The following is an 11,192-nucleotide window of genomic DNA, read 5'->3' as shown; positions in this document are numbered from 1 at the left end:
GGCCAGGACCGGCCCCGGCCGCATGCTTTCGCTGCTCGCCGCCGGAACGGAGGTGGTGCGGCCGGCCTCGATCTCGAGGGAAAACCACCTGCATCTGGTCATGCACGACATCGCGGTGGCGCAGGACGGCATGACCATGCCGGGCGAAGACCATGTCCGCAATCTGCTCGATTTCGCGCGCCGGTGGGACCGGGCAAGGCCGATGCTCGTGCATTGCTATGCCGGCATCAGCCGCTCGACGGCTTCGGCCTATATCATCGCGGCAGCACTGGCGCCGAAGCGTGACGAGGCCGAATTGGCGCGGACGCTGCGGGCGCTGTCGCCTTCGGCAACGCCCAATCCGCGACTGATCGCCGTGGCCGATGCGTTGCTTGAGCGCAACGGCCGCATGGTCGAGGCGATCGAATCGATCGGGCGCGGCGCGGACGCCTTTGAAGGCACGCCCTTTGCGCTGAGGATCGACAGCTAGCTTTGCCCCCATATCGTTGTTCGTCTGATCCGCCTCCTCCATCGCCTCGTTTGTTCAAGAGGATCTGGAATAGCGATGACAGCGCTTGCCACTGGTTTGGAGGCTACGTCAACCACTCCGCGAGCTTCGCCTTGCGCACATCTTGCAGCAGGCTGATGAAGCCGTCGGCCTGATATTCTGCCGTCAGCCGGCCCTTCTCCGCCGTCGCGATGCTGGCGTCGCCGACGACGCCGTTCGGGTTGAGATCGCTGGCGATCCAGGCGAAGGCGTGGGTGCCGGTGTGGCGCAGCAGCGAAAATTCCTTTTCGGCCTTGGCGACATTGGAAACGAAATTGTCTGATTTGCCCATGTCCACGAGGTCCGGCCGGAAATGCAGCATCAGCGAGGTCTCGACATCGCCGCCATGGATGCCGTGACGGTCCTCCAGTTCGGTATACATGCCGGCCGGACGGCCAAAACGCTGCCAGCTGGTCTTCACCGCCAGCATCTTTTCGCGCACGCGCAATTCGCGCGTGACGATGCCCATGATCTCCTCGTTGCCGCCATGCGAATTGACCACGATCAGCTTGCGCACACCGGCGCGCGCGATCGACAGGCCAAGCTCGGTCCAGGCTTCGATCAGCGTGGTTGCCGGCAGAGTGAGGGTGCCCGGCGCATGCAGGTGTTCGTTGGATTTGCCCACGGCCTGCACCGGCAGGATGCGGATGTCGAGATCGTCGGGCAGGCGCGAAATGACCGTGTCGAGCATGCCGTTCATGATCGACGTGTCGGTCGAAACAGGCAGATGCGGCCCATGCTGCTCGATCGCCGCCACTGGCAGCACGGCGATGGTCGCCTCGGGATCGATCGAGGCGTATTCGGTGGTCCGGTAGTCGCCCCACCACACGCGTCTTTTGGGTACGGTCATGTCATGCCTCTTCAATGGTCAGGCAGACCTAGCGCGGGACGGGCGGCCTGTCGATCACCCCGCCGCGATGGCCTCGATTTCGACCTTGAATTCGGGCCGGGCAAAGCCGGAAACAATCATCAATGTCGACGCTGGCGCGGGGCTCGAAAACAGCCGGTCGCGGACGTCCATATAGGGCCGCAGATGCGCGCGGTCGGTGACATAGGCGTTGATGCGCACGATATCCCTGAGACCCAGGCCGGCTTCGCCGAGAATCGCCGCGATGTTTTGAAAGCAGAGTTCGGCCTGCGCTCCGGCGTCTTCGGGAATCAGGTCGTCGGCGGTGATGGCGACCTGGCCCGAGCACAGCACAAGCCGCTTGCCGGCCGGCACCTCGACGCCGTGACTGTAGCGGGCAAAGGGCGGCTTGATGGACTTCGGGGTGAGGAATTTGAACATGGCAATCTCCTGGATGCCGCCACCTAAAGCCGGACTCATTACACCTTCAAGATGGCGGTGCATGTTGCCCGGGCGATTGTGGACAGCCGTTCAAAAAATAGGCACGATGCCTTCCGTACAGCATGACCCGTTCGCGCTTGGCATGGCAACGTCTTTCAAGCGGGCGGTCCCGGCGCCAGACGCCGGTGGCATGTGTCTTGCTTCTTGAATCTTTGGTGTCGAGCCTGGCGCGTGGCGCGCCGGAGCAAACAGAGGGTGGTGTCGATGTACGGAAAACAGAAGATCTCGGTGGCGGTTGTGGCCCTGCTTGCAGCCAGCACGCTGGGTGCGGCTGCGAATGAGAAAGTCACCTTCGGCACCAACTGGTTGGCCGAGCCGGAACATGGCGGATATTACCAGTCCGTGGCGGACGGCACCTACGCCGCCTGCGGCCTCGACGTCACCATCATGCAGGGCGGTCCGCAAGTCAGCGGCCGGCCGATGCTGCTGGCCGGCAAGATCGATTTCTACATGGGCGGCAATCTGCTGTCGGCCTTCGATGCGGTCCAGCAAGGCATACCGATGCGCGTGGTGGCGGCGGATTTCCAGAAGGACCCGCAGGTCATCATGTCCCACCCCGGCGAGGGGCTCGACAAATGGGAGGACCTGAAGAACGCCGACCAGTACATATTGGGCGACGAGGGCGTGCAGACCTTCTTCCAGTGGATGGTCATCGAACTCGGCTTCGACGCCTCCAAACGCGCGCCCTACACCTACAACACCGCTCCCTTCCTCGCCAACAAGAAGTCGATCCAGCAGGGCTACGTCACCTCAGAGCCGTTCGCGGTCCAGAAGGAAGGCGGCTTCGTGCCGAACCAGTTCCTGCTCGCCGACTATGGCTGGGACACATATTCGACGACGATCGAAGTGATGCAGGACACGATCGACAAGAAGCCGGAGGTGGTCCAGTGCTTCGTCGATGGCTCGGCCAAGGGCTGGTACAAATATCTCTACGGCGACAACAAAGCCGCCAACGACATGATCAAGAAAGACAATCCCGACATGAGCGACGAGCAGATCGCGTTCTCGATCGAGCAGATGAAGAAGTTCGGCCTGGCCGATTCCGGCGACACCGAAAAGCTCGGCATCGGCGCCATGACCGACGCGCGGATCAAGAGTTTCTACGACAAGATGGTAAAGGCTAAGGTCACGCCAGCCGGCATCGACATCAAGAAGGCCTACACGCTGACCTTCATCAACAAAGGCGTCGGGCTCGAGCTGAAGAAATAGGCCGCCCCGGAATGATAAGGGAAAAAGTGGCGCAAGCGCCGGCTGCGTCGGGTGCGGCCCCGACGCTCCTGGCGCTGAAGGGCGTCGGCAAGGTGTTCTCCAACGGCGTGACGGCGCTCAGCGACGTCGACCTGACCATCCGGGAAGGCGATTTCGTCAGCCTGCTCGGGCCGTCGGGTTGCGGCAAGTCGACGGCGCTGCGGCTGATCGCCGGCCTGTCGACGCCAACTTCCGGCGTGCTCGATTGGCGCGGTGGCGGCTCGCTCGACCGCTCGAACATCGGCTTCGTCTTCCAGGAGCCGACGCTGCTGCCTTGGGCCAATGTTTTCGACAATGTCTGGCTACCGCTTCGGCTGAAAGGCATTTCGCACGCCAAGGCGACACCGGCGGTAACGGAGATGTTGGCGCGGGTTCACCTGACCGGCTTCGAAAACGCGGTGCCGCGCGAACTGTCAGGCGGCATGAAGATGCGCGTATCCATAGCGCGCGCCATGGTGACCAAACCGCGCGTGCTGCTGATGGACGAACCGTTCGCGGCACTCGACGAGATCACCCGCTTCAAGCTCAACAACGATCTCCTGGAACTGTGGCAGGACGAACGGTTCACCGTCGTCTTCGTCACCCACAGTGTCTTCGAAAGCGTGTTCCTGTCCAACCGCGTCGTCGTCATGGCGGCGCGGCCGGGCAGGGTGTTCGACGAACTCGCCATCGAGGCCTCCTATCCGCGCGACGAGGCGTTTCGCACCTCGCCAGACTATGCGGCACTGTGCCGTCAGGCTTCCGACGTGCTGGTCAAGGCCATCAACTCAACAGCAGGCGCGCATTATGACGGCCATTGACGAGCGCGTGCTCGAACTCGACCCCGAGGAAGCACGCCGCGTGCGCCAGGCGCGGTTCGAACGGATCGGCCGCTGGGTGCTGCCGCTGGCGATCATGATCCTGGCGATCTGGCTGTGGGATCGCATCTGCGTGTGGAACGAGATCCCGCAATACATCCTGCCGCGTCCCGGCGTGGTGCTGTGGACGCTCTACAACGATGCCGGCCTGCTGTTTTCCTCGCTGCTGGTCACCTTGCGCATCACCTTTCTCAGCTTGGCTCTGGCGGTCATAGGCGGGGTCGGGCTGGCGGTGCTGTTCGCGCAGTCGAAATGGGTCGAGATGTCGTTCTTCCCCTTCGCCATCGTGCTGCAGGTGACGCCGATCGTGGCGATCTTTCCGCTGATCAACATCTATGTGAACGACCAGACGACCAAGCTTCTGCTGTGCGCCTGGATCGTCGCCTTCTTTCCGATCCTGTCCAACACCACGCTTGGCCTCAACTCCGTCGACCGCAATCTGCGCGATATGTTCAAGCTCAACGGCGCGACGCGCTGGCAGCAATTGCGCTATCTCAGGCTGCCGGCGGCGATGCCCTATTTCCTCGGCGGGTTGAAGATCGCCGGCGGCCTGTCGCTGATCGGCGCCGTGGTGGCCGAGTTCGTTGCCGGTACCACCGGCCAGTCGTCCGGCCTTGCCTCGCGCATCATCGAGGCCGGCTACCGGCTCAACGCGCCGCGGCTGTTCGCGGCGCTGTTCCTGATCTCGCTGACCGGCATTTTGATCTTCCTCGTGCTGTCGCTGATATCGCATCTCATCTTGCGGCGCTGGCATGAAAGCGCGCTGAAGCAGGAGCGCTAGGCCTTGATTCCCAACACTGGTTCATACCGGCTTACCAACGTCAGGCTTCACGCGTCCCTGACACCGGGGCTCGCTGCTGTCCCCGATAGCGATGGCTTCGCGCTTGCCGACGTCACTGTCGCCGACGGCAAGATTTCCAACATCGCCGCGCATGGCCGATTGAAAGCGTCTGCCGACGCCGTCGATCTCGGCGGTCGCATCGTGCTGCCGTGCTTCGTCGACTGCCACACGCATATCGACAAGGGCCATATCTGGCCGCGAAAGCCCAATCCCGACGGCACGTTCATGGGCGCGCTGAATGCCGCCGATGCCGATCGTGTGGCACGCTGGAGCGCCGAGGATTTGGCGCGGCGGATGGATTTCTCGCTGCGCTGCGCCTACGCCCATGGCACAAGGGCGCTGCGCACCCACATCGACAGCGTCGCGCCGCAGGAGGAAATCTCCTGGCCGGCGTTCGAGGCGATGCGCGAGGAATGGCGCGGCCGCATCGAGTTGCAGGGCGCCTGCCTGCTCGGCGTCGAAGGCGTGCGCAACAAAAAGTGGTTCGACAGGCTGGCAAAGAGGGTTGCCGCGGCAAAGGGCGTGCTCGGTGTCGTCACCTATATGGCGCCGGACCTCGAAGAGCTGCTCGATCACGTCTTCGCGCAGGCCATCAAGCATGGCCTCGATCTCGATTTCCATGCCGACGAGACCAACGACATTTCCGCCATATCGCTGAAGAAGATCGCCGAGGCCGCTCTGTGGAACGGTTTCGAAGGAAAGATCCTCGTCGGCCATTGCTGCTCGCTGGCGCGCCAGCCGGATCTCGACGTGCTCGACACGCTGGACAAGGTGGCGAAAGCGGGGCTCGCCGTCGTCTCGCTGCCGATGTGCAATCTCTATCTGCAGGACCGGCGCGCCGACGGCACCACGCCACGCTGGCGTGGCGTGACGCTGCTGCACGAGATGAAGGCGAGGGGCATTCCGGTGGCGGTTGCTTCCGACAACACGCGTGATCCCTTCTATGCCTATGGCGATCTCGACATGCTGGAGGTCTACCGCATGGCGACGCGCATCCTGCATTTCGATCATCCGGTCGCCGACTGGCCGCAAGCGGTCACCGCGACGCCGGCCAAGGTGATGCGGTTTGATGGCTTCGGCACGCTGGCTGCCGGCGGTGATGCCGATTTCATCGTGTTCAAAGGCCGAAGCTGGACGGAATTGCTGTCGCGGCCCGAATCGGATCGCATCGTGGTGCGCGGCGGCAAGGCGATCGACCGCCAATTGCCAGATTATGCCGAACTCGACGAACTGATGGTGGAATGATGGATGTTTCGGCGCTCAAACGCGATCTCGAAGGCCTGAAGGTCGACGACAATCCGGCCATCGTCCAGCAGAAGAGCCGTGACTTCTACTGGTACAGCCCGGTGCTGAAGCAGCAGCTCGACCATGTCACCGGCGACCTGATCGTGACGCCGAAGAACGAGGCCGAACTGATCCGCGTGCTTGCCGCCAGTCATCGTCATGGCGTGCCGGTGACACCGCGCGGCAGCGGCACCGGTAATTACGGCCAGGCGATGCCGCTCTCCGGCGGCGTCGTGCTCAACCTTGCCGAGATGAACGAGATCAAGTCGATCGCTCCGGGTCGCGTCGTGACCGGGCCGGGGGCGATCCTGGCCGATATCGACAAGGCAACGCGGGCGCATTCCGGGCAGGAACTGCGGCTATCGCCCTCCACCTACAACACAGCCTCGATTGGCGGCTTCATCGCCGGCGGTTCGGGCGGCATCGGCTCGATCAATTTCGGCGGGTTGCGCGATTTCGGCAATGTGCTTCGGCTGCGCGTGGTGACCATGGAGGCCGAGCCGAAAGCGCTCGAGCTCACCGGCGCGGATCTGCACAAGGTGACCCATGCCTACGGCACCAACGGCATCATATCGGAAGTCGAGATGCCGCTGACCGCGGCGTATGACTGGATCGACGTCATTGTCGGCTTCGACGCTTTCATGGATGCGGCCCGCTATGGCAATGCGCTGGCCTGTCAGGATGGCATCCTGACCAAGCTGATCACGCCGATAGCGGCACCCGTGCCGCAGCTCTATTTCAAGCGGCACCAGAAATTCCTGAGCGACGGGCAGAGCATTTGCGTCGTCATGGTGGCGCAGCCCGGGCTGGACGCTTTTCTTGCCTTCACCCGGCGTGCCGGCGGCGAGGTGATCTACAATGCGGCCACGGCGACGCCGGATGAGAAAAAAGGCCTGCCGCCGGCCTATGAATTGGCTTGGAACCACACCACGCTGAGGGCGCTGCGCGTCGACCCTTCGATCACCTATCTGCAGTCGCTCTATCCCTTTCCCAACCAGCTGGCGCTTGTCGAGAAGATGGATGCGATGTTTCCGGGCGAGGTTTTCTCGCATCTCGAATTCGTGCGGCTGGACGGCAACATTACCTGCTTCGGCCTGCCGCTGGTCAAGTTCACGACCGAAGCGCGGCTCGACGAGATCGTGCGCCTGCATGAAGCGAACGGTTGCCCGATCTTCAACCCGCATCGCTACACGCTGGAAGAGGGCGGCATGAAGCAGACCGACGCGGTGCAACTCGCCTTCAAGCGCCAGACCGATCCGCAAGGGCTCCTCAACCCCGGCAAGATGATCGCCTGGGAGAACCCGGACTACGACTACCGTTCCGGGCGGACTTTTTTGTTCAGGGGGCTGCAGAAGGTAGGATGATGAACATCCTCGTCCTCTACGCCCATCCGGTCGAGACCAGCTTCAATGCCGGCCTGCACCGGATGATCGTCGAGCGCCTGACGGCGGCGGGCCATACGGTCGACGACTGCGATCTCTATGCCGAGGGTTTCGATCCGCGACTGACGCGCCAGGAGCGGCTGGACTACCACAACCCACGTGGCCCCGCCGACGCTGTCGCGCCTTATGTCGAGCGCCTGCTGCGCGCCGATGCGCTGGTGCTTTCCTATCCCGTCTGGAACTATGGCTTTCCAGCGATCCTGAAAGGCTTTTTCGATCGCGTGTTCTTGCCCGGCGTGTCGTTCAAATTGGTCGACGGCAAGGCGCAGCCGTCGCTGCACAACATTCGCAAGGTTGCGGCGGTGACCACCTACGGCGGCAGCCGGTTCCGCGCCCTGCTGATGGGCGATCCGCCGCGCAGGCTGATCAAGCGGATGCTGCGCGCCACCGTCAAACCGGGCGCGCCGGTGACCTACCTCGCGCACTACGCGATGAACCTGTCTACCGACGGCTCGCGCAAGGCTTTCACGACCAAGGTCGCGGCCCGCATGGATGAGTTCTGATGCGCGCACTGGTGGTCTACTGCCATCCGGTACCCGAGAGCTTTTGCGCCGCCATCCGCGACACTGCCATCGACGTGCTGATGCGACGAGGCTGGGAGGTGCGGCTGCTCGACCTCTATGCGGAGAAATTCGACCCGGTGATGGGCTGCGACGAGCGGCGCTCCTACAATGACCAGGCGCCGCAGGACCCGGCACTGAAGCCGCATTTCGAACTGCTCAACTGGGCCGAAGCGATCCTGTTCGTCTATCCGACCTGGTGGTACGGACTGCCGGCGATGCTGAAGGGCTGGCTCGACCGGGTGTGGGCGACGGACGTCGCCTTCAAGCTGCCGACCGGCAAGGGACGGATCAAGTCGCTGATGACGCATGTAACCAAGGTCGGCGTCATCACCACCTGCGGCGCGCCGACCTGGTGGAGCGTCGTCGTCGGCCAGCCGGGACGCAAGACCCTGCTGCGCGGCATGCGGGCGCTGTGCGCCACGCGCTGCCGGACGTTTTTCCTGGCGCACTATTTGATGGATGCCTCGACGCCGGCGACAAGGGCGGCGTTTCTGGCGAAGGTGCGAGGGAAGCTGGAAAGGTTTTGAGAGGGCGACTTTCCCTTCCTTCCCCCCCACAAAGGGGGAGGCGAGAAGGCACTACATCCTCGTCCGCTCCGATTTCGGATCGTACATCGGCTTCAGCGAGGCTTCCGCCGCAAAACGCTCGCCGGCGATTTCGATCTCATAGGACGACGCCAGCACATCCGCCTCGCTCTCGCCCTCGCAAGGCACATAGCCCAGCCCGACGGCGCCGCCGAGGTGATGGCCGTAATTGCCAGACGTTATCGGACCAACGATCTTACCGTCGCGCAGGATCGCCTCGTTATGGAAGAGCAGGGGTTCCGGATCCTTCAGCCGGAACTGTACGAGCCGGCGTGACAGGCCGGCTTCCTTCTTGCGCAGCACCGCGTCACGGCCGATGAAGTCGCCCTTGGCGGTCTTCACCGCGAAGCCGAGGCCGGCTTCCAGCACATTGTCCTCGTCGGTGATGTCATGGCCGAAATGCCGGAACGCTTTTTCGATGCGGCAGGAATCCAGCGTGTGCAGGCCGCAGAGTTTCAGGCCGACATCCACACCTGCCTCCTCGACCACCTCGAAGACATGGGCCGCCTGGTCGGTCGAGACATAGAGCTCCCAGCCGAGTTCGCCGACATAGGTGACGCGGTGGGCGCGAGCCAGGCCCATGCCGATTTCGATCTCCTGATACGTGCCGAACGGATTTTTCTCATTGGAGAAATCGTTCGGGCTGACCTTCTGGATCAGCTTTCTCGCGTCCGGGCCCATCAGGCAGAGCACGCTTTCGGCCGCCGTTACGTCGGTGACGACGACGAACTCGTCGGCGACGTGCTTGCGCAGCCAAGCCAGATCGCGCTGCAGCGTGGCGCCTGGGACGACGAGGAAGAACGCCGTCTCGGACAACCGCGAGACCGTCAGGTCACTCTCGATGCCGCCGCGCTGGTTGAGCATCTGGGTGTAGACGATCTTGCCCGGCGCGACATCCATGTCGTTGGCGCATAGTCTTTGCAGGAAAGCACAGGCGTCGCGGCCCTCGACACGGATCTTGCCGAACGAGGTCATGTCGAACAGGCCGACGCCATTCCTGACCGCAAGGTGTTCCTTGCGCTGATTGTCGAACCAGTTCTGGCGCTTCCAGGAATAGCGGTATTCGCGCTCCTGGCCCTCGCGGGCGAACCAGTTGGCGCGCTCCCAGCCGGCGACTTCGCCGAAGACAGCGCCGCGCGCCTTCAGATGCTCGTGCAGCGGCGAGCGCCTGACATTGCGCGACGTCGCCATCTGACGATAGGGGAAATGATCGGCATAGAGCAGACCAAGCGTTTCAGAGACGCGCTCCTTCAAATAGCGGCGGTTCTTCTGGAACGGCTGGGCGCGGCGGATGTCTACTTCCCACAGGTCGAAGGGGGCTTCGCCGTCATTGATCCACTGCGCCAGCGCCATGCCGGCGCCACCGGAGGAGACGATGCCGATCGAATTGTAGCCGGTCGCCATCCAGTAGCCGGACAGTTCCGGCGCCTCGCCGAGATAGTAGCGGTCGTCGGGCGTAAAACTCTCGGGACCATTGAAGAAGGTGTGGATGCCGGCGGTCGCCAGCATCGGCATGCGGTTGACGCCCATTTCGAGGATCGGCTCGAAATGCTCCATATCCTCCGGCAGTTGGTCGAAGCAGAAATCTTCACGGATGCCGTCCATGCCCCAGGGCTTTGCCACCGGCTCGAAAGCGCCCAGCATCATCTTGCCGGCGTCCTCCTTGTAGTAGGCACACTCGTCGGGCACACGCAGCACCGGCAGGCGGGTGAGGCCGGGGATCGGCTCGGTGACGAGGTAAAAATGCTCGCAGGCGTGCAGCGGGATGGTGACGCCGTTCTGCGCTCCCAGTTCGCGCGCCCACATGCCGGCGCAGTTGACGACGATGTCGGCCTCGATCGTGCCTTGCTCTTCGCCTTGTGTCCAGGACACGCCCGTGACGCGGCCGGCCTTGCTGTGGACCTTGGTGACCTTGACGTTCTCGACGATGGTCGCACCGCGCTGGCGCGCGCCCTTGGCCAGTGCCATGGCGATGTTGGCGGGGTCGCACTGGCCGTCGAGCGGCAGATGCACGGCGCCGACGACATCGGAAACATTGAGATGCGGGTACATCTCGCTGACTTCCCTGGGCGAAATCTCGCGCACGTCGACATCGAAGGCACGCGCCAGCGACGCTTGCCTGTAGATCTCGTGCTTGCGCTCCTCGGTCAGCGCCACGGTGATCGAACCGACCTGGCGCATGCCGGTGCCGACTTCGGTCTCTGCTTCCAGCTTGACGTAGAGGTCGGCGGAATATTTCGCCAGCCGCGTCATGTTCTGCGAACCGCGCAGCTGGCCGATCAGGCCGGCGGCATGCCATGTCGTGCCCGACGTCAGCTGCTTGCGTTCGAGAAGCACGATATCGGTCCAGCCGAGCTTGGCCAGGTGATAGGCGACCGAGCAGCCGGAAACGCCGCCGCCGATGATGACCGCTCTTGCTTTGGCGGGAACTGCCTTGGCGATCATGCTGCCTCGCAACGGTAGCTGGAAGCAAAGCGGCGCAGACGAAGTGCAGCTTCC

At 63.2% G+C, this 11,192-nt stretch carries 11 protein-coding genes; 8 read left to right on the top strand and 3 right to left on the bottom strand.

The genetic code is table 11. The features are described 5' to 3' along the window. A partial coding sequence (locus tag EOA22_RS12265) for a tyrosine phosphatase family protein (protein ID WP_127389990.1) occupies nucleotides 1–469 on the top strand: 469 nt, incomplete at its 5' end. A gap of 103 nt (nucleotides 470–572) precedes the next feature. Here the strand turns inward: EOA22_RS12265 and EOA22_RS12260 are convergent. Then, nucleotides 573–1,376: a creatininase family protein gene (locus tag EOA22_RS12260; RefSeq protein WP_063168225.1), complete on the bottom strand. Its 804-nt coding sequence runs from the start codon at nucleotides 1,374–1,376 to the stop codon at nucleotides 573–575. 54 nt (nucleotides 1,377–1,430) lie between these two features. Next, a complete protein-coding gene (locus tag EOA22_RS12255) occupies nucleotides 1,431–1,814 on the bottom strand; it encodes a RidA family protein (RefSeq protein ID WP_024501344.1) in 384 nt (127 codons plus the stop codon). A 264-nt stretch (nucleotides 1,815–2,078) separates the two neighbouring features. Here EOA22_RS12255 and EOA22_RS12250 point away from each other — a divergent pair, with 264 nt between their 5' ends. Genes EOA22_RS12250 through EOA22_RS12220 form a run of 7 tightly spaced genes read left to right on the top strand, consistent with a single transcriptional unit; the run spans nucleotide 2,079 to nucleotide 8,636 of the window. Beyond that, complete coding sequence (locus EOA22_RS12250) at nucleotides 2,079–3,083, top strand: ABC transporter substrate-binding protein (RefSeq protein ID WP_013531126.1); 1,005 nt, start codon at nucleotides 2,079–2,081, stop codon at nucleotides 3,081–3,083. Between the two features lie 11 nt (nucleotides 3,084–3,094). Beyond that, nucleotides 3,095–3,922, top strand: coding sequence for an ABC transporter ATP-binding protein (locus tag EOA22_RS12245; RefSeq protein ID WP_063168224.1), 828 nt, complete (start codon nucleotides 3,095–3,097; stop codon nucleotides 3,920–3,922). After that, nucleotides 3,909–4,760: an ABC transporter permease gene (locus EOA22_RS12240; RefSeq protein WP_063168223.1), complete on the top strand. Its 852-nt coding sequence runs from the start codon at nucleotides 3,909–3,911 to the stop codon at nucleotides 4,758–4,760. Before EOA22_RS12245 ends, EOA22_RS12240 begins: the two co-directional genes overlap by 14 nt. A gap of 3 nt (nucleotides 4,761–4,763) precedes the next feature. Next, complete coding sequence (locus tag EOA22_RS12235; RefSeq protein ID WP_013531129.1) at nucleotides 4,764–6,065, top strand: cytosine deaminase; 1,302 nt, start codon at nucleotides 4,764–4,766, stop codon at nucleotides 6,063–6,065. Next, a complete protein-coding gene (locus EOA22_RS12230) occupies nucleotides 6,065–7,468 on the top strand; it encodes an FAD-binding oxidoreductase (protein WP_063168222.1) in 1,404 nt (467 codons plus the stop codon). Before EOA22_RS12235 ends, EOA22_RS12230 begins: the two co-directional genes overlap by 1 nt. Then, entirely contained in the window at nucleotides 7,468–8,049 is a 582-nt protein-coding gene (locus EOA22_RS12225) for an NAD(P)H-dependent oxidoreductase (RefSeq protein ID WP_063170260.1), read from the top strand. The genes EOA22_RS12230 and EOA22_RS12225 overlap by 1 nt, the downstream gene beginning before the upstream one ends. Then, nucleotides 8,049–8,636 (top strand): NAD(P)H-dependent oxidoreductase, encoded by a 588-nt coding sequence (locus tag EOA22_RS12220; RefSeq protein ID WP_013531132.1) that lies wholly within the window; start codon nucleotides 8,049–8,051, stop codon nucleotides 8,634–8,636. The genes EOA22_RS12225 and EOA22_RS12220 overlap by 1 nt, the downstream gene beginning before the upstream one ends. Before the next feature lie 51 nt (nucleotides 8,637–8,687). Here EOA22_RS12220 and EOA22_RS12215 read toward each other — a convergent pair whose 3' ends face one another. Then, on the bottom strand, nucleotides 8,688–11,138 hold the full coding sequence (locus tag EOA22_RS12215) for an FAD-dependent oxidoreductase (protein WP_013531133.1): 2,451 nt from the start codon (nucleotides 11,136–11,138) through the stop codon (nucleotides 8,688–8,690). Nucleotides 11,139–11,192 lie beyond the last annotated feature (54 nt).

Origin of the sequence: Mesorhizobium sp. M7A.F.Ca.US.014.04.1.1 (assembly GCF_003998745.1) — a bacterium.
GTDB classification, from domain to species: domain Bacteria; phylum Pseudomonadota; class Alphaproteobacteria; order Rhizobiales; family Rhizobiaceae; genus Mesorhizobium; species Mesorhizobium ciceri.
Note: the sequence above shows the minus strand (reverse complement) of the source record. Positions and strands in the feature narration are given on the sequence as shown.

Excerpts from the sequence above, each read along its gene's own strand:
- EOA22_RS12260 (WP_063168225.1), bottom strand. The coding sequence starts at position 1,376 with ATGACCGTACCCAAAAGACGCGTGTGGTGGGGCGACTACCGGACCACC.
- EOA22_RS12255 (WP_024501344.1), bottom strand. The coding sequence starts at position 1,814 with ATGTTCAAATTCCTCACCCCGAAGTCCATCAAGCCGCCCTTTGCCCGC.
- EOA22_RS12250 (WP_013531126.1), top strand. The coding sequence starts at position 2,079 with ATGTACGGAAAACAGAAGATCTCGGTGGCGGTTGTGGCCCTGCTTGCA.
- EOA22_RS12245 (WP_063168224.1), top strand. The coding sequence starts at position 3,095 with ATGATAAGGGAAAAAGTGGCGCAAGCGCCGGCTGCGTCGGGTGCGGCC.
- EOA22_RS12240 (WP_063168223.1), top strand. The coding sequence starts at position 3,909 with ATGACGGCCATTGACGAGCGCGTGCTCGAACTCGACCCCGAGGAAGCA.
- EOA22_RS12230 (WP_063168222.1), top strand. The coding sequence starts at position 6,065 with ATGGATGTTTCGGCGCTCAAACGCGATCTCGAAGGCCTGAAGGTCGAC.
- EOA22_RS12225 (WP_063170260.1), top strand. The coding sequence starts at position 7,468 with ATGAACATCCTCGTCCTCTACGCCCATCCGGTCGAGACCAGCTTCAAT.
- EOA22_RS12220 (WP_013531132.1), top strand. The coding sequence starts at position 8,049 with ATGCGCGCACTGGTGGTCTACTGCCATCCGGTACCCGAGAGCTTTTGC.
- EOA22_RS12215 (WP_013531133.1), bottom strand. The coding sequence starts at position 11,138 with ATGATCGCCAAGGCAGTTCCCGCCAAAGCAAGAGCGGTCATCATCGGC.